At 67.7% G+C, this 17634-nt stretch carries 12 protein-coding genes and 1 pseudogene; all 13 read left to right on the top strand.

Features of this window, described 5'->3' with window-relative positions:
* Positions 1 to 4: 4 nt before the first annotated feature.
* The 13 genes and pseudogenes from N8888_RS08785 (at position 5) to N8888_RS08725 (ending at position 17617) form a co-directional block, all read left to right on the top strand.
* On the top strand, positions 5 to 787 hold the full coding sequence (locus tag N8888_RS08785) for a ParA family protein (RefSeq protein WP_111186097.1): 783 nt from the start codon (positions 5 to 7) through the stop codon (positions 785 to 787).
* Positions 784 to 1779, top strand: a complete 996-nt coding sequence (locus tag N8888_RS08780; RefSeq protein WP_065176152.1) for a chemotaxis protein CheW — start codon at positions 784 to 786, stop codon at positions 1777 to 1779. Before N8888_RS08785 ends, N8888_RS08780 begins: the two co-directional genes overlap by 4 nt.
* Before the next feature lie 118 nt (positions 1780 to 1897).
* Positions 1898 to 2206 (top strand): STAS domain-containing protein, encoded by a 309-nt coding sequence (locus N8888_RS08775; RefSeq protein WP_053520056.1) that lies wholly within the window; start codon positions 1898 to 1900, stop codon positions 2204 to 2206.
* Entirely contained in the window at positions 2203 to 2568 is a 366-nt protein-coding gene (locus N8888_RS08770; RefSeq protein ID WP_005409521.1) for a response regulator, read from the top strand. Before N8888_RS08775 ends, N8888_RS08770 begins: the two co-directional genes overlap by 4 nt.
* Before the next feature lie 44 nt (positions 2569 to 2612).
* Positions 2613 to 4622: a chemotaxis protein CheA gene (locus tag N8888_RS08765; RefSeq protein WP_053520424.1), complete on the top strand. Its 2010-nt coding sequence runs from the start codon at positions 2613 to 2615 to the stop codon at positions 4620 to 4622.
* A gap of 345 nt (positions 4623 to 4967) precedes the next feature.
* Positions 4968 to 7211: a methyl-accepting chemotaxis protein gene (locus N8888_RS08760; protein ID WP_263178140.1), complete on the top strand. Its 2244-nt coding sequence runs from the start codon at positions 4968 to 4970 to the stop codon at positions 7209 to 7211.
* A gap of 202 nt (positions 7212 to 7413) precedes the next feature.
* On the top strand, positions 7414 to 7887 hold the full coding sequence (locus N8888_RS08755; protein ID WP_128990761.1) for a hypothetical protein: 474 nt from the start codon (positions 7414 to 7416) through the stop codon (positions 7885 to 7887).
* A 3-nt stretch (positions 7888 to 7890) separates the two neighbouring features.
* Entirely contained in the window at positions 7891 to 10083 is a 2193-nt protein-coding gene (locus tag N8888_RS08750) for a methyl-accepting chemotaxis protein (RefSeq protein ID WP_263178138.1), read from the top strand.
* 141 nt (positions 10084 to 10224) lie between these two features.
* On the top strand, positions 10225 to 10998 hold the full coding sequence (locus tag N8888_RS08745; protein ID WP_263178136.1) for a flagellar brake protein: 774 nt from the start codon (positions 10225 to 10227) through the stop codon (positions 10996 to 10998).
* 137 nt (positions 10999 to 11135) lie between these two features.
* Positions 11136 to 11627, top strand: coding sequence for a chemotaxis protein CheW (locus tag N8888_RS08740; protein ID WP_053520422.1), 492 nt, complete (start codon positions 11136 to 11138; stop codon positions 11625 to 11627).
* A 136-nt stretch (positions 11628 to 11763) separates the two neighbouring features.
* Positions 11764 to 12147 carry a hypothetical protein gene (locus tag N8888_RS08735; RefSeq protein WP_053520421.1) on the top strand — a complete coding sequence of 128 codons (384 nt, stop codon included), beginning with the start codon at positions 11764 to 11766 and terminating at the stop codon, positions 12145 to 12147.
* Positions 12148 to 12249: 102 nt separating this feature from the next.
* A pseudogene (locus N8888_RS08730) lies at positions 12250 to 14626 on the top strand (methyl-accepting chemotaxis protein).
* Positions 14627 to 15361: 735 nt separating this feature from the next.
* Positions 15362 to 17617 (top strand): methyl-accepting chemotaxis protein, encoded by a 2256-nt coding sequence (locus N8888_RS08725; protein ID WP_164152593.1) that lies wholly within the window; start codon positions 15362 to 15364, stop codon positions 17615 to 17617.
* The last annotated feature ends 17 nt before the right edge of the window (positions 17618 to 17634 follow it).

Raw genomic sequence — 17634 nt, 5'->3', positions numbered from 1 at the left:
CCCCATGCGCATCTGGGCAGTCGCCAACCAGAAGGGCGGAGTCGGCAAGACGACGACCACCCTGGCCCTCGGCCGCAACCTGGCCACGCAGGGCCATCGCGTGCTGCTGATCGATCTTGATCCCCACGCCTCGCTCAGCCGCGCCTTCGGCGTGCCGGTGGACCCGCCACCGACCGGCGTACTTGAGCTGTTCAGCGCACCTCCGGCCGAGCTGTCCAGCCTTTGCCACACCAGCAGCGTCAGCGGCCTGGACTACGTCTGTGCACAGCCGGCACTGGCCACGCTGGAGCGCCGCAGCGCCAACCAGCCGGGCCTTGGCCTGGCGCTGCAGAACGCGCTGGCACGGCACCAGGGCCAGCACGACTACATCCTGCTGGACTGCGCGCCCACACTCGGCCTGCTGATGATCAATGCGCTCGCGGCAGCGGACCGCCTGATCATTCCGACGCAGGCCGAGCCGCTGGCACTGCACGGGCTGGACGGCATGGTGCGCACCGGTGAGATGGTCGAGCGCTCGCGCCGGCGCCCGCTGCCGATCTCGATCCTGCCCACCCTGTTCGACCGCCGCACCCGCACCGGCAACGAATCACTGCGCAGCATGCAGGACCGTCACGGCGCACGCGTCTGGGAGGATGCGATTCCGATCGACACGCGGGTCAGCAACGCGGCCGGCCTGACCCTGCCGAGCGTCGGCGAGGACTATCCCGGCCGCGGGCTCGCGGCCTACCGTCGCGCGCTGAACTGGATCCTTGGCGAGGATGCGCGCGCGCTGGAGCAAGCCGCATGAACACCACCGGCGTGCTGGACGACTATCTGGACGAGCTGCTGGGCGAAGCGATCGCCCCGGTGGCGGCCAGCCCCGATGCAGGCAACACGGCGCTTCCGGCGGCGATCGCCGAACGCGAGCCGACCTGGGACGACCTGCCGGCAGAGGTCATCTACGAAACCGGCAGCAGCGACGTGGTGCCCGTGGATGACGCCGCTCTGGCGGCCGCCTTCGAGGCCGCCAGCCAGTCCTCTGCACCGGCATCTGCCGAACGCCAGCCGACCTGGGACGATCTGCCCGATGAGGTGATCTACGAGACCGACGGCGCGGAAAGCCCGTTGCTGGCCCACACCGACAGCCCCGCGCTGCAGGCTGCCTTCGAGGCCGCCGCCAGCGGCGAAGGGGTGGATCCGGTGGCGCCCGCGCGGATCGTGCCCCCGGCACCCGCCGCTGCGCCGCCGGTAGCGGCTGCACCGCCGCGTGTCGCCCTCGAAGCACCCGCCGCCAGCCGCCCTGCCAGCTGGCAGGAACTGCAGGCGCAGGCCCATCGACCCGCCAACAGCCCGCATCCGCAGCACCGCCGCGCGAACGAGCGCACCTCGCGCTGGCTGCGGATGCGCTGTGGCAGCCAGGCCTATGCACTGGAACTGCTGAAAGTGCAGGAAGTGGTACTGCCGGTACCCCTGCTGCCGCTGCGCGGCACTGCGCCGGCGATGCTGGGGATCATGAACCTGCGCGGCCAGGTGGTGCCCGTGATGGACCTTGGGCTGCACCTGGGCGCAGCGGCGGCCGAGGACGACGCACAGACCCGCATCGTGGTGCTGGAGGAAGACGGCGAGACCATCGGCCTGCGCGTCTCGGCCGTGGAAGACGTCGCCAATCTCACTGATTCGCAGATCGAGCCACCGGATACCGCCCGCATCTGCCAGATCTCCAACGACCTCTTCCGTGGTGTGGCCCGCGTCAGCCAACGGCCGATGATCCTGCTCGACGCCACCCGCCTGCTCAACTGAGGCGGGGTCCACGCGTTGCCCGGGCCCGTCGGAACGGGCACGCAGGGCCTCACCGCCCCCCTAAAGAACCCCTGGCGGGTGCCGATATGGATGACGGAACCGTTTGTCCGGAGCAACGATGAGCACTGTCGAACTGGGTGAGGATCTCGGCATCGAGACCAGCACCGAGCTCAAGAACCGCCTCGCCCCGCTGGTAGCGCAGGTTGGCGAGCTGACCCTGGATGCAAGCCAGGTCGGCCGCGTCCACACCGCCGCCGTGCAGGTGCTGTGTGCATTCGTGCAGGCACGCCGCGAGGCGGGCCTGGACACCGGCTTCCACGGTTGCACTGCAACCTTCCGTGACGCCGCGCGCCTGCTGGGCGTCACCCAGGCCCTGGGCCTGGACGTACCCCATGACAACCTGAAATCTGTGGAGAACGCTGCATGAGCGCACGTATCTTGGTGGTGGACGATTCGGCGTCGATGCGCCAGATGGTGTCCTTCGCCCTCACCTCGGCCGGTTTTGCCGTCGAAGAAGCTGAAGACGGCGCGGTCGCGCTCGGCCGCGCGAAGGGACAGCGCTTCAACGCGGTGGTCACCGACGTCAACATGCCGAACATGGACGGCATTGCGCTGATCCGCGAGCTGCGCCAGCTGCCGGACTACAAGTTCACGCCGCTGCTGATGCTGACCACCGAGTCCGCCGCCGACAAGAAGTCCGAAGGCAAGGCCGCCGGCGCCACCGGCTGGCTGGTCAAGCCGTTCAACCCGGAACAGCTGGTCGCCACCGTGCAGAAAGTGCTGGGCTGATCGCCCCGCACCGTTCCCCTTCTTCGCTTCCGGATCACCACTGCATGAGCATGGACCTGCAACGCTTCCACGCCACCTTCTTCGAAGAGAGCCGCGAAGGCCTCGACGCGATGGAGGCCGGCCTGCTGGCCCTGGAGTCGGGGCAGCAGGACGCGGAGATCATCAACTCGGTGTTCCGCGCCGCCCACTCCATCAAGGGCGGTGCCGGTACGTTCGGCTTCGATGCCATCGCCGCGCTCACCCACGTACTGGAAACGCTGCTGGACGAGCTGCGCGCCGGCAAGCGCGCGCTGGAAGGCCACGCGGTCGATGCGATGCTGTCGTCCGTGGATGTGCTGCGCGCCCTGCTGCGCGAGGCCGAGCACGGCCAGGCGGCCGATCCGGCGGCCGTCGCCGCGGTGAAGGCGCGGCTGGAGGCAGTGCTGTCCGGCCAGCCGGCAGCCAGCGCCCCGGCCGCGGCTGCCGCCGCAGCACCGGTGGACGATACGCCCGAAGCCTGGCAGATCGGCTTCACCCCCGCGCCCTCACTGTTCATGAGTGGCAATGATCCGCTGCGCATCATCCGCGAACTGGAACATCTCGGCTCGCTGCAGGTCGCTGCGCGGCTCGAACGCCTGCCCGGCTTTGCCCAGCTTGACCCTCTCGAAGCCCATCTTGCGTGGGACCTCGGCCTGGTCGGCAAGGTGCCGCGCAGCAAGATCGAAGACACCTTTGCGTGGGTGCTGGACGACTGCGAACTGGACATCCGTCCGGCCGCGCCGCCGAGCCTGGCCACCCGCGCCCCCGATACAACAGCCAACGCCCCTTCCACGCCCGTTGCTGCAGTACCCCCCGTTGCCGCCGCCCCTGCCGCCAGTGGCACCCCTGGCACCAGCCAGGACGCGGAAACCTCGATCCGCGTCAGTGTCGACAAGGTGGACGCACTGATCAATCTGGTCGGTGAACTGGTCATCACCCAGGCCATGCTCAAGCAGGTCTCGCATGCGCTGGATCCGGTGCTTGCCGAGAGCCTGTTCGCCGGCCTGGATCAGCTCGAACGCAACACCCGCGACCTGCAGGAAGCCGTCATCGGCGTGCGCATGCTGCCGGTCGACGCCGTGTTCCGCCGCTTCCCGCGCCTGGTCCGCGACCTCTCCACCCGCCTCGGCAAGCAGGTCCGCCTGCGCACCATCGGTGAAGGCACCGAACTGGACAAGGGCCTGATCGAGAAGATCGCCGATCCGCTCGTCCACCTGGTCCGCAACTCCATCGACCACGGGCTGGAAATGCCGGACGTGCGCAAGGGCGCAGGCAAGGACGAGACCGGCACCATCACCCTGGCGGCGTCGCACCAGGGAGGCCACATCGTCATCGAAGTCAGCGACGACGGACGCGGCCTGGATCGCGCCAGGATCCTCGCCAAGGCGGCCGAACGCGGCCTGAGCGTGCCCGACAATCCCACCGACTCGCAGGTCTGGGACCTGATCTTCCAGCCGGGCTTCTCCACCGCCGACGCCGTCACCGATCTCTCCGGGCGCGGCGTGGGCATGGACGTCGTCCGTCGCAACATCCAGGCACTGGGCGGTGAAGTACAGATCGAAAGCAGCCTGGGCACTGGAACGCGTACCCTGATCCGGCTGCCGCTGACCCTGGCCATCCTCGACGGCATGACCGTGGCGGTGGCGGGCGAGACGTTGATCCTGCCGCTGGCCTATGTGCTGGAAGCCCTGCAGCCGCAGCCGGAGGACATCCGCAGCATGGCCGGCGAAGGGCGCGTGCTGCGCGTGCGTGGCGAGTACCTGCCGATCCTGTCCCTCAGCGAGTACTACGGGTACGGCGCCCGCATGCCCGGCAGCGAATCGCTGGTGGTGGTGGTGGAAGGCGACGGGCAGAAGATCGCACTGGAAGTGGACGAACTGGTCGGCCAGCAGCAGGTCGTGGTCAAGAACATCGAGAACAACTACCGGCGTATCGGCGGCGTGTCCGGCGCCACCATCCTCGGCGATGGCCGCGTTGCACTGATCGTCGACATCGGTGGGCTGGTGCGCTCGCTGCGCGTGCCGCAGGCCGCCTGAGTCCGAGCGCAGGTGATCCAGGGCCGCCGCCCCACACGGGCGGCGGCTTTCGTTTGTGTGCAGCCCGGTAGCAAGGCGAGTGTGCGCCTCCCGCTCCATTTCGTGAACTCCGTCGGCCCACGGCGCCGCCGGAAACCACCCGCGTGCAGGCCGGAACACGGCCCCTGCAACGCGTCCGCGCCGCCGTCCCTACGCATCCGGATGTGACGCCCATCCATAAAGTCCGCCGGCCGTGCGCCGCTATCTCGCAGTGACAGTCGTGACCGGACGCGCATCGGCTCCGGTTCACGCTGCACTCCCCGGCCGGCACGCACGCCCGCCACTCTGCCCACCTGGAGCACCTGCATGAAGTGGTTCCACGATCTGCCCATCGCCCGCAAGCTGGCCGTGGGGTTCACCCTCACCACCCTGATGACCCTGCTGCTGGGTGCGTTCGCACTGTTGCGCCTGAGCCAGGCCAACGACCAGCTGGGGGCGATGGCCAGCAACGATATTCCGTCGGTGCAGCATCTGGGCGAAGCCCGCTCGCAGCTTGGTGAATTCCGTACCTACGAGCTGGCCCAGCTGACCATGCTGGACCAGCCGGACAAGGTGGCCGACTACAACAAGCGCATGGACACCACCGCCAAAGCCGTACGCGATGAACTGGCGGCCTATGCCGCCTTGCCGGCCCAGGACAAGGAACGCGAACTGTATCGCGCCGCCTCGGCGCAGGTGGATCGCTACTTCGCCGCCAACAAGGCCATGCGTGACGCAGTGGCCGCCGGCGACGGCATCATGGCGCAGCAGATTTCCGACGAGCAGTCGCGCCCGGCACGGCGTGAACTGTTCGACGCCCTGAAGGCACTGGGTGCCCACATCGCCGGCCTGATGGACGCGCGGATCGCCGATGCCAACGCCACCCATCGCGCCAGCATGATCGCCATCATCGGCTGCATCGTACTGCTGTCGTTGCTGGCCGCCGCGCTGGCCACGGTCATCTCGCGGGCCGTGACCGGTCCGCTCGGCAAGGCCGTGCAGGCCATCCAGGCAGTCGCCCGCGGTGACTTGAGCGTCAGCACCCGCGCCACCAGCAACGACGAGGCCGGCCAGATGCTGTCCGCCACCGCGGAAATGACCGCAATGCTGCGCCGTTTCTCCGAGCAGACGCAGCTGATGGCGCAGATGCATGCCGGACCGGATATCAGCCATCGCATCCCGGAAGACTTCCCGGGTGTCTACGGCCAGCTCGCCAGCGGCATCAATACGGTCATTTTCGAGCACCTGGACGCGATCCGCGATGCGATCGACGTACTCAACCAGTATGCCGTCGGCAATCTCGCACCGGACGCGCGCCGCCTGCCCGGCAGCCGCGCCATCCTGCATGAGTCGATGGATGCGGCCAAGTCCAGCCTGCTGGCGATCAATACGCAGATCCAGCAGCTCGCGGCCGCAGCCGCCGCGGGCGACTTCAGCCAGCGCGGCGACGCACAGCGCTTCCAGCACGACTTCAAGGTGATGATCGATCACCTGAACACCATGATGGAGGTCGCCGACAGCAATCTCGGCCAGCTCTCGCAGCTGCTGCAATCGATCGCTGCCGGGGACCTCACCGCGCGCATGGACGGGCAGTTCAACGGCGTGTTCGCACGGATGCGTGACGATGCCAATGCCACCGTCACCCAGCTGACCCGCATCGTTGGCCAGATCCAGGCCAGCGCCTCCAGCATCACCCTGGCCGCCGGCGAAATTGCCTCGGGCAACAACGACCTGTCGCGCCGCACCGAACAGCAGGCCGCCAACCTGGAAGAAACCGCCGCCTCGATGGAGGAGCTGACCTCCACCGTGCGCCAGAACGCCGAGCACGCCCGCCAGGCCAACCAGCTCGCCATCGGTGCCCATGGCGTCGCCTCCCAGGGCGGCGAAGTCGTCGGCCAGGTGGTCACCACCATGTCCGCCATCGAAGCCTCCTCGAAGAAGATCGCCGAGATCATCGGCGTCATCGACGGCATCGCCTTCCAGACCAACATCCTGGCCCTCAACGCCGCGGTCGAGGCCGCCCGCGCCGGTGAACAGGGCCGCGGCTTTGCGGTGGTCGCCAGCGAAGTGCGCACCCTCGCCCAGCGCTCGGCCGCTGCCGCCAAGGAGATCAAGGGCCTGATCGACGACTCGGTGGGCAAGGTCGCCGATGGTTCTGCGCTGGTGCACAAGGCCGGCGCCACCATGGGCGAGATCGTTGCCTCGGTGCAGCGCGTGACCGACATCATGGCCGAGATTTCCGCGGCCTCGCAGGAACAGAGCGCGGGCATCGAGCAGGTCAACCAGACCGTGGTGCAGATGGACGAGACCACCCAGCAGAACGCCGCGCTGGTGGAGGAAGCCACCGCCGCTGCACGGGCGATGGAGGAACAGGCTGTGCAGCTGGGTGAGGCCGTGGCCCGCTTCCGCCTGGAGTCACAGAACGAAGCACCGCTACCGGCGGTGGTCGTGGCGGCGCAGCGCAGAGCGCCAGCGGCAGCTCCAGCGGCCAGGCCGGCCCCCCAGCGCGTCGCACGCGCCGCGGCGGCGCAGCCGGCGCTGGCACTCGACGGCGACTGGCAGGAGTTCTGACCTCATCGGAACTGGGACGCGTCGGATTCCTGCACACTGGCAGGGATCCGACCCTCGACCGGCCCGGTCTGATCGCCGTGACTCCTCGCCGGTCGTCGCAACGCATCACAGTTCCAGCGTTGCCCCGGCCAACTGATTGAATTTTTCTTCAGGTTCAGCCGCCGCTCGCCGCTAACGGGACACGGTCCTACGCGAGCCAGCGATGCCAGCCAGCAACGACCCCGACCCGATACCGGTACAGCGTGGGCGAATGCTGGCCGGCGTGCTGCTGCTCGCTGCGTGGCTGGGATGGACCCTCGCCGCGCTGTGGGCGCAGGCCGATGCTTCACAGCCACCGGCCGGCCGCTGGCGCGCCGCGGACGTGCTGGCGCAGCTGTCGCCCGCCGTGCTTGCCGCCAGCCACCAGCATCCCCTGCTGCTGCGGCAGTCCATCGTCTGTGGCTGCGCCCCACCGGCGCGCACACCCGACGGCATCGACCTGCGGGAGGCCCGCACGCCGCTGCCCTTCGAATGGTTGGTGCTGTACCAGCAGCGCCTTGTCTATGCCGGGCCCTCCCTTCTCGACGCGGGCTGCGGCGGCCGTCCGCTCGCAGCCGCTCCACTGGTTGCGGGGCTGCTGCGCAATGCACAGGCGCCCGTGATCCTTTCCCATCATTGCCCATGCCACAAGGAGTAGCGCATGCATGCCTCCACCCGTAATACCGCCGCGCCGACCGGTCAGCCGACACCGCCTTACCTGCGCACGCTGGCCGCGGGTGCCGACCGCCTGTTCCTGCTGGTCAGTGCAGGGCTGGTCCTGGCCTCGCTGGCACTGGCCGTGCGCCATGGTCAATGGACACCGTGGCTGCTGGTCGCACTGCCCGCGCTGCTGGTCAGCGCGGTGCAGGTCCACCTGCAACCCGGCAGCCGCCTCAGCCGCTGCACGACAGCGCTGGCGTGGATGGTGCTGTCGGCCACCTTGATCCACCAGACGCACGGACAGCTGGAGACCCACTTCACGGTCATCGTGCTGATCGCACTGCTGCTGTACTACCGCGACTGGCTGCCGATCGTGGTGGCCGCCGTGGCGATTGCCGTGCATCACGTGCTGTTCTTCGCCCTGCAGACGCGCGGCCTGCCGTACCCGGTATTCGCCGCCGGCAGTGGTCTGGGCGTGCTGGTCCTGCACGCCCTGTACGTCACCATCGAGGCCGGCCTGCTGTCGGTGATGGCCGTCCAGATGCGCCGCCAGCTTCTGCTGCTCGGCCACGACCCGCAGCAACTGGCACACCTGGCACGCGGCCTGGCCGACGACCAGCCCCTGCCCGAGGCGCTGCATGCCAGCCAGTTCCCGCAGGACTCGCTGGCCGCCGCCCTGGTCCAGGCCAGCACCCGGCTGCTGCACCGCCGCCAGCGCGAGCTGGCGGCCAGTGGCGAATCGCTGCGCATCCGCAGCGCGCTGGACGATGTCACCACCAACGTGATGATCGCTGACCGTGACCGCAACATCGTCTTCGTCAACCGCCCACTGCAGAAAATGCTGGCCGCCGCCGAAGCCGACCTGCGCCGTGACCTGCCGCAGTTCAGCGCCGCCGACCTGCTGGGCCGCAACATCGACATCTTCCACCGCAATCCGGCCCACCAGGCCACCCTGCTCGACCGCCTCACCGGCACCTACCGCACGCAGATCCGCGTCGGCGGCCGGGCCCTGCAGCTGATCGTCAATCCGATCATCGGCGACGACGAACAGCGCCAGGGATTCGTGGTGGAGTGGGCCGACCGCACAGCCGAGATCGAGGTCGAAGAAGAACTCGGCCATATCGTCGATGCCGCCGCGCAGGGCGACTTCAGCGGCCGCGTCGGCACCGCTGGCAAGGAAGGCTTCTTCCTGCAGCTGGCGGAACGCCTCAACGGCCTGCTGGATGCCAACGCACGCAGCATCGAGCAGATCTCGCAGCTGCTGTCCTCGCTCTCGCGCGGCGATCTCACCGTGCAGATGCAGGGCGACTTCCACGGCGTTTACGCCCGCATCCGCGACGATGCCAACACCACCATCGCCGAGCTGACCCGCATCGTCGGCAGCATCCAGGCAGCCTCCAGCCGCCTCACCGGCGCCGCCGCCGGACTGGCGCAGGGTAACGGCCACCTGGCCAGCCGTACCGAACAGCAGGCGGCCAGCCTGGAGGAAACCGCCGCCACCATGGAGGAGTTGACCGCGACGGTGCGCCAGAACGCGGGACATGCGCGGCAGGCCAACCAGCTGGCCACCGATGCGGCCGACATCGCCGGCGAGGGGCGCACGGTCGTCGGCCAGGTGGTCACCACCATGTCCGCCATTGAAGCCTCCTCGAAGAAGATCGCCGAGATCATCAGCGTCATCGACGGCATCGCCTTCCAGACCAACATCCTGGCCCTCAATGCCGCGGTCGAAGCCGCCCGTGCCGGTGAGCAGGGCCGCGGCTTTGCCGTGGTCGCCAGCGAAGTGCGCACCCTCGCCCAACGCTCGGCGGGTGCTGCCAAGGAGATCAAGGGCCTGATCGACGCCTCTGTCGGCAAGGTCAGCGATGGCGCCGCACTGGTGCAACAGGCCGGCAGCACCATGCAGCGGGTCGTGGCCGCGGTGCAGCAGGTGAACCAGATCATGGGCGAGATCTCCTCCGCCTCGCAGGAACAGAGCATGGGCATCGAGCAGGTGAACCAGAGCATCGCGCAGATGGACGCCAGCACCCGCCAGAACGCCACGCTGGTGGAGGCGTCCACCGCGGCCACCCACGGCATGGCCGAACAGGCACAGCTGCTGGCGGCCGCGGTAGCGCGCTTCCACCTGCACGGAGGGGACGACAATCGGGCGGTGATGCAGCGTGTGCGGCAGATCGCCGGTATCGAGGAATGATGCCTTCGGCCCATTCCTTCGATCCCGGCCCGGCCGATGGAAGGTGATGAAACTCACACTTCATAATCCGGCGCGGTGGCCGATATCCCCATCGAGCCACGCGCCGGCGCGCGCAGGCGCCCGCCCCTGACCACAGATTCCATGTCCGACGGCAACGACACAGCAGTGCACGATGTCCATGCGGCCGACGCCGCGGATGAACGCTTCCTGGTCCGTAATCCGCGCCAGCTGCGGCAGCTGCTGCGCTCGCTGATCGAGCAGCGCTCCCTGATAAACGCGCATATCGACGGCCGTGATCGCTCGTTCCCGACCGCGCTGTTGGAACTGGACGAAGACGAGGACGTGCTGCTGATCGATGGCAGCCCGCAGGAGGCGTCCAACCGGGCAGCCGAGCAGGCCGATCATGTGCTGTGTTTCGCCCAGCTTGAGCGCGTGCTGGTGCGCTTCCGTCTGCATGGGCTGCAGCGCGTGGACAACGACGGCCACGTCGCCTTCCGCGCTGCGCTGCCAGAGGAACTGATGCATCTGCAGCGGCGCGAACTGTACCGGCTGGAAACCCCCATCACCGACTCGCCCCAGCTGCTGCTGCCGGCTGCGGACGGACGCCCCGAGGCGTTGTCGATGCGCGTGGTGGACATCAGCGGCGGTGGCCTTGCCGTCGCGGTGCCCAGCGACTGCGCCGTGTTCGGCCTGCAGCAGCGCTACGCGGCGGTGCTGTCGCTGTCGGATGGGCCGGATCTGGATATCGAGCTGGTGGTCTGCAACCTGCTGCCGCAGCGCCAGCCCAACGGTACCGAAATCAAGCGCGTGGGGATGCGCTTCGACAGCCTGCCTCGCGGTGGCGACAGCGCCATCCAGCGCTACATCTTCCGGATCGACCGCCAGCGCAAGGCACGCCGGAACGGAGAGATGTAGCTGGCGCCGGCCGTGGCCTGGCGCCATCCGGTCCTCACCAGACGGGAATGTCCTGTCACGGCCCTGCCTAAAGTCCCCCCGCGCGGGGCCGATATCGAGCCTGACACCGGGACTTCCGGCAGAACCAGGACCCCTCGATGAACGACCAGACCCGCTCCGCCGCCAGCGCCGGCGGCGAATTCCTCAGCTTCACGCTCGGCGCCGAGCATTACGGCGTGGATATCCTCAAGGTGCAGGAAATCCGCGGCTACGATGCCGTCACCCGGGTGCCGGACGCACCGGATTACATCAAGGGCGTAATCAACCTGCGCGGAACCATCGTGCCGGTGATCGACCTGCGCCTGAAGCTGCGCCTGGAGAACGCGCGCTACGACGCCTTTACCGTGATGATCGTGCTCAATGTCGATGACCGCGTGGTCGGCATCGTGGTGGACAGCGTCTCGGACGTCATCCCGCTGTCGTCCGAACAGATCCGCCCGACCCCTGAGTTCGGCGCTGCGGTCGATACCCGGTTCATCTCGGGCATCGGCACCCAGGACGACCGCATGCTGATCCTGCTGGACATCGAGACCCTGCTGGACAGCGCGGACATGGGCCAGCCGGCCCTGCTCGAGGACGCCGCCGCCTGAGTCTGCGTACCGCTTCACGTTGCTGTCACGAAACCCTTCAGTTCCCTGCGGCGGTGCCGATAGGGGGACAGAGGCCGGCCGCGCGGGAACGCGTACCACCGGCAAAAAACCATCACCCTCCCGGAGAACCACCCCGATGAAGTCCCTGCTCGCGCTCGTTTCGGCTGCCGCCCTGGCCACCACCGCGTCGTCCGCCCTCGCCCAGTCCTCGGACATGATCCCGCCGGAACTGGCCCCGCGCTCGGTGGGCAAGGACGGCATGGTCTGCGGCAAGGTCGAGAAGGCCCGCTTCGCCGAAGGTTCCGAAGGCCAGCCGACGTTCCTGTACATGGGCGGCGCTTTCCCGCGCCACACCTTCTCGGCGCGCATCGCCGGTGAAAACCGCAGCAAGTTCTCGTTCCCGCTGGAAACGCTGGAAGGCAAGACCGTGTGCGTGATCGGCAAGATCCAGCGTGATGCCTCGCGCGCCGAGATCGAAGTCAGCTCGCCGGCCGGCCTGAAGCTGGCCAACATCAAGTAATCCGCTGTCCGTCGCAGTCACGCCGGTCCTGGTGCCGGCGTGGCCGCCGCCGCAACCGGGCCCGATGCCCGTGCGCGTCTGCCTTAGGAGATCGCAACGCCCATGCCTTGGATCAACAACCTGAAACTGATGCCGAAGCTGATGGTGACCTTCGGCGTCATCCTGCTGGTGATGCTGCTGCAGGGCATCGTCGCCTATCGTGGCCTGCATTCGCTGAACAACGTCACCACCGAGTTGGCCGGATCGCGCATGGAAAGCATCCGCCTGGCCGGCGAGATGCGCGGCATGCTCGGCGAGTACCGCAACAGTGCCTACCAGCAGCTGATCCGTGCCAGCGATGACGTCAAGGCCGACGCGCGCAAGCAGGCTGCCGCGCTGCGTACCAGCATGGACAGTTCCATCAAGGACTATCCGAAGCTGGTGGACAACGCCCAGCAGAAGAAGCTGTTCGACACCTTCGCCAAGGACTGGAAGGACGCACTGGCCTCCTACGACAGCGTCACCGAGATGCTGGAACTGGACCTGCCGGACGACGCCATCGATACCTTCGTCGGCGAGACCCGCACCAAGCACCGCAAGGCCGCCGCGGCGCTGGAAGCCCTGATTGCCGAAGACAACCGCCTCGCACGCGCCTCGCGCGAACAGGCCGAATCCACCTATGCCGCTTCGTCCGTCCTGACCGTGATCGCCCTGCTGGGTGGCGCCGCGCTCGGCCTGGTGCTGGTGTGGCTGTTCGCCCGCGCCCTCGTCGGCAGCGTGCGTGGTGCCGTCTCGGTGGCCAATGATGTCGCCGGCGGCAAGCTCGACGGTCACATCGATGTCAGCCGCCAGGATGAAGTGGGCGAACTGATGCAGGCCATGCAGCGCATGCAGCGTGATCTGCGTGAGCGCATCGAGACCGACCAGGCCATCGCCCGTGAGAACCTGCGCATCCGGACCGCGCTGGATTACAGTTCGACCGGCGTCTACCTGACCGATGCCAACAACACCATCGTCTACAGCAACCGTGCCCTGCAGCAGACGTTGAGCCAGTACCAGGACGATGTGCGCCGCGACCTGCCTGACTTCGATGCGCAGGACTCGCTGATCGGCAAGCCGGTCACGGTGCTGGAACACCGTGGCGAGATGGACCCGTCCCTGCTGGCGAACCTCAAGCAGCACGGCGTGGCCCGCCGCCCGATGCAGTACGGCGATGCCCAGTTCGCCCAGGTCGTGTCGACCATCCGCAACGAGGACGGCGACACCGTCGGCTGCGTGGTGGAATGGCGTGACCGTACCCAGGAAGCGCAGGTCGAGGCCGAAGTGGCCCGGGTGATCGCCCGCGCCGCCGTCGGCGACCTGTCCGGCCGGATCGAAACCAGCGACAAGGAAGGCTTCTTCCTGCAGCTGGCCCAGCAGATCAACGGCCTGCTCGACGCCAACGCCGGCAGCATCGAACAGATTTCCGGCCTGCTCGCCGCGCTGTCGCAGGGTGACCTCACCGTGCGCATGCATGGCGACTACCAGGGCGTATTCGCACGCATGCGTGACGATGCCAATGCCACTGCCGCGCAGCTGAGCGAGATCGTCACCCGCATCAAGCAGTCCAGCCGGGCAATCAGTACTGCCGCCGGCGAGATCGCCTCCGGCAACAACGACCTGTCGCGCCGTACCGAACAGCAGGCCGCCAACCTGGAAGAAACTGCCGCCTCGATGGAGGAGCTGACCTCCACCGTGCGCCAGAACGCCGAGCACGCCCGCCAGGCCAACCAGCTCGCCATCGGTGCCCATGGCGTCGCCTCCCAGGGCGGCGAAGTGGTCGGCCAGGTGGTCACCACCATGTCCGCCATCGAAGCTTCCTCGAAGAAGATCGCCGAGATCATCAGCGTCATCGACGGCATCGCCTTCCAGACCAACATCCTGGCCCTCAACGCCGCGGTCGAGGCCGCCCGTGCCGGTGAACAGGGCCGCGGCTTTGCGGTGGTCGCCAGCGAAGTGCGCACCCTCGCCCAGCGTTCGGCCGCTGCCGCCAAGGAGATCAAGGGCCTGATCGACGACTCGGTGGGCAAGGTCGCCGATGGTTCTGCGCTGGTGCACAAGGCCGGGGCCACCATGGGCGAGATCGTCGCCTCGGTGCAGCGCGTAACCGACATCATGGCCGAGATTTCCGCGGCCTCGCAGGAACAAAGCGCCGGCATCGAGCAGGTCAACCAGACCGTGGTGCAGATGGACGAGACCACCCAGCAGAATGCCGCGCTGGTGGAGGAAGCCACCGCCGCTGCGCGGGCCATGGAGGAACAGGCAGGCCATCTGAGTGAAGCGGTGTCCATCTTCGTGCTCGATGAAGCCGAAACCGTGGTCGCGCCCCGCGTCGCCGCCCCCGCCCCGCGCACCGCTGCACCCGCCGCCCCGGCGCCGGCTGCACCATGCCTACCGCCGCAGCAGCGGCGGTCGCCCGATGGCCGCGGAACTGGCCGACGGAGACTGGCAGGAGTTCTGATTCCTGCCTGACCTGACGCACGACAACGCCCTGGCCCTGCGCCGGGGCGTTTTCGTTTAAGGGGCATCTGATTGTCCAGCCAACGGCGAAGCCCCTCGGAGTGGCCGCGGAGAGCTGCGGATTTCCTTCGTTTGGGCCAGGAGGGTGGGTCGCGCAGGGGACGCCGTGAATACGTCCCTGTAGGCTCGGGCGCGCCATCCATGGCGCTTACGCCCCTGCGCGACCCACCCTCCCGGCCACGGACAGTTTCCGTGCGCGTCCACCCCGGATTGAAGAAAGAAAGCAAAAAGCAAAAGCCAGGCCACTTCGGGGGTCAGATCCGTTTTCCGCAGGAAAACGGATCTGACCCCTCTTTCCACTTGGAAACCCAACGCCTTTGCCGTCCGTCGAAGTGCAGCCCTGGCGGGGTGGGTCGGGGTGGGCAGGCAGGACCGTTGGCGCCATGGATGGCGCCATCGAGCCCCCATGGATGGGTTCACGGCGTGTCCTGCCTGCCCACCCCGACCCGGCCAATCCATGACACCCCATCGCCATGACCTGCCGTTGCCGTTGCCGTTGCCGTCGCTTCAAAAGCCTGCCGCAGGCAGCGCCGCAGCCGCCGCTGCAAGGAAACCTGAATGCGTTCCGGCACTCCACCTCAATCCCGCGCGCCCGCGGCCGATAACGGGGGTGTCATGGTGTATTCCGCCGTGGCCGGCTCGGCGCCGCCCGCCTGCTTCAAACTGGTCCTGCTCGATGAACCTCATGCATCGCTGGCAACACTACTTCAGCAATCTCTCCGTCCGGCGCAAGCTCAATCTGCTCACGCTGCTCATCGCGCTGGGCGTGGTCGCGCTGTCGGTGATCGCCGCCCGCATGCAGTACCTCGACCTGACTGAAACGCGCAAGACCTCGCTGAAGACCCAGGTCGAACTGAGTTACGGCATTGTCCAGCACTACCACCGCCTGGCCGGTACCGGCGAGCTCAGCGAAGAGGCAGCCAAGGCCGCCGCCCTGCAGGCGCTGGAGAGGATGCGTGCCGAGAACGACACCTACTACTACAACGTCTACGACACCGGCTACCGGGTACTCATGCACCCGTTCCGCAAGGACCTGGTCGGCAAGGACATGAAGGATTTCCGCACCGATGAAGGGGTGCGCATCTATTACCAGCAGGTCGAGGCAGCCAAGGCCGGGGGCGGCTTCGTCGACTACCGCTGGGCCAAGCCCGGCAGCGAAGGCACCGTCGGCAAGATCGCCTATGCCGGGCTGTTCGCGCCGTGGAACTGGGTCATCAGCAGTGGCGTCTACACGGACGACGTGCAGAAGCAGGCCCTGGTGTTCACCACGATCATGGCGATCTCCGGTGGTGTGGTGGTTCTGATCGTGCTGGCCTTGAGCTGGCTGATCGGCAACCGCATCGCGGTACCGTTGAAGCAGGCTACGGCCGTGGCCGAAGGCATCGCTGCTGGCAGACTGGACAGCCATATCGGCCCGCAGCCGCATGACGAGCCCGGCCGCCTGCTGGATGCGATGTCCGCCATGCAGCGGCAGCTGCACGCCGTGATCGGCGGCCAACGCGAGATGGCGCGACGCCACGACGCCGGCGAACTCAGCTACCGCATCGATGCCAGCGCATTCCCCGGCGAGTATGGGCTGATGGTGCAGGAGACCAATGCGCTGGTCGGCGGCCACGTACAGACCCTTCATGATGTGCTCGATGTCGTCCAGCAATACGCCGTTGGCGATCTGAGCCGTGATATCGCCCGCTACCCGGGCGAGAAGGCGGCGATGACCCACGCCGTCGATACCGTCAAGGACAACCTCGGCCGCATCAATGCCGAGATCAAGCAGCTGGCCGGCGCCGCCGCTGCCGGTGACTTCAGCCGTCGCGGCGACGCACAGCGCTTCGATCACGATTTCCGCACCATGCTGGAAAACCTCAACGCAATGATGGCAGTCAGCGATGAGAACCTCGGCAAGCTGTCACAGCTGCTGTCAGCCATCGCCGAAGGCGACCTGACCGCCCGCATGCAGGGCGACTACCAGGGCGTGTTCGCACGTATGCGTGACGATGCCAATGCCACCGTCACCCAGCTGACCCGCATCGTTGGCCAGATCCAGGCCAGCGCCTCCAGCATCACCCTGGCCGCCGGCGAAATCGCCTCGGGCAACAACGACCTGTCGCGCCGCACCGAACAGCAGGCCGCCAACTTGGAAGAAACTGCCGCCTCGATGGAGGAACTGACCTCCACCGTGCGCCAGAACGCCGAGCACGCCCGCCAGGCCAACCAGCTCGCCATCGGTGCCCATGGCGTCGCCTCCCAGGGCGGCGAAGTGGTCGGCCAGGTGGTCACCACCATGTCCGCCATCGAAGCCTCCTCGAAGAAGATCGCCGAGATCATCAGCGTCATCGACGGCATCGCCTTCCAGACCAACATCCTGGCCCTGAACGCCGCGGTCGAGGCCGCCCGTGCCGGTGAACAGGGCCGCGGCTTTGCGGTGGTCGCCAGCGAAGTGCGCACCCTCGCCCAGCGTTCGGCCGCTGCCGCCAAGGAGATCAAGGGCCTGATCGACGACTCGGTGGGCAAGGTCGCCGATGGTTCTGCGCTGGTGCACAAGGCCGGTGCCACCATGGGCGAGATCGTTGCCTCGGTGCAGCGCGTGACCGACATCATGGCCGAGATTTCCGCGGCCTCGCAGGAACAAAGCGCCGGCATCGAGCAGGTCAACCAGACCGTGGTGCAGATGGACGAGACCACCCAGCAGAACGCCGCGCTGGTGGAGGAAGCCACCGCCGCTGCACGGGCGATGGAGGAGCAGGCCGCGCAGCTGGCCGATGCCGTGGCGATCTTCCGCCTCGACAACCAAGTGGCCGCCGCAGTGAAGGCGGTGGCCGCACGGGTGGAACCAACGGTGACCGCCAACACGGCACGCGCGCATGCGCCGGCCGCGCCGGTCCGCCGCGCCCACACTCCCCCCGTCGTCGCCAGCGACTGGCAGGAATTCTGAGAACCCGCGGTGGCTGC

The sequence above is a fragment of the Stenotrophomonas maltophilia genome (genome assembly GCF_025642255.1).
Taxonomy (GTDB): domain Bacteria; phylum Pseudomonadota; class Gammaproteobacteria; order Xanthomonadales; family Xanthomonadaceae; genus Stenotrophomonas; species Stenotrophomonas maltophilia_P.
This window is presented reverse-complemented; position numbering and strand designations above follow the sequence as displayed.

Coding starts and splice junctions, on each gene's coding strand:
- N8888_RS08740 (WP_053520422.1), top strand. CDS start 11,136: ATGAACGACCAGACCCGCTCCGCCGCCAGCGCCGGCGGCGAATTCCTC.
- N8888_RS08755 (WP_128990761.1), top strand. CDS start 7,414: ATGCCAGCCAGCAACGACCCCGACCCGATACCGGTACAGCGTGGGCGA.
- N8888_RS08725 (WP_164152593.1), top strand. CDS start 15,362: ATGAACCTCATGCATCGCTGGCAACACTACTTCAGCAATCTCTCCGTC.
- N8888_RS08745 (WP_263178136.1), top strand. CDS start 10,225: ATGTCCGACGGCAACGACACAGCAGTGCACGATGTCCATGCGGCCGAC.
- N8888_RS08770 (WP_005409521.1), top strand. CDS start 2,203: ATGAGCGCACGTATCTTGGTGGTGGACGATTCGGCGTCGATGCGCCAG.
- N8888_RS08775 (WP_053520056.1), top strand. CDS start 1,898: ATGAGCACTGTCGAACTGGGTGAGGATCTCGGCATCGAGACCAGCACC.
- N8888_RS08750 (WP_263178138.1), top strand. CDS start 7,891: ATGCATGCCTCCACCCGTAATACCGCCGCGCCGACCGGTCAGCCGACA.
- N8888_RS08760 (WP_263178140.1), top strand. CDS start 4,968: ATGAAGTGGTTCCACGATCTGCCCATCGCCCGCAAGCTGGCCGTGGGG.
- N8888_RS08780 (WP_065176152.1), top strand. CDS start 784: ATGAACACCACCGGCGTGCTGGACGACTATCTGGACGAGCTGCTGGGC.
- N8888_RS08735 (WP_053520421.1), top strand. CDS start 11,764: ATGAAGTCCCTGCTCGCGCTCGTTTCGGCTGCCGCCCTGGCCACCACC.
- N8888_RS08765 (WP_053520424.1), top strand. CDS start 2,613: ATGAGCATGGACCTGCAACGCTTCCACGCCACCTTCTTCGAAGAGAGC.
- N8888_RS08785 (WP_111186097.1), top strand. CDS start 5: ATGCGCATCTGGGCAGTCGCCAACCAGAAGGGCGGAGTCGGCAAGACG.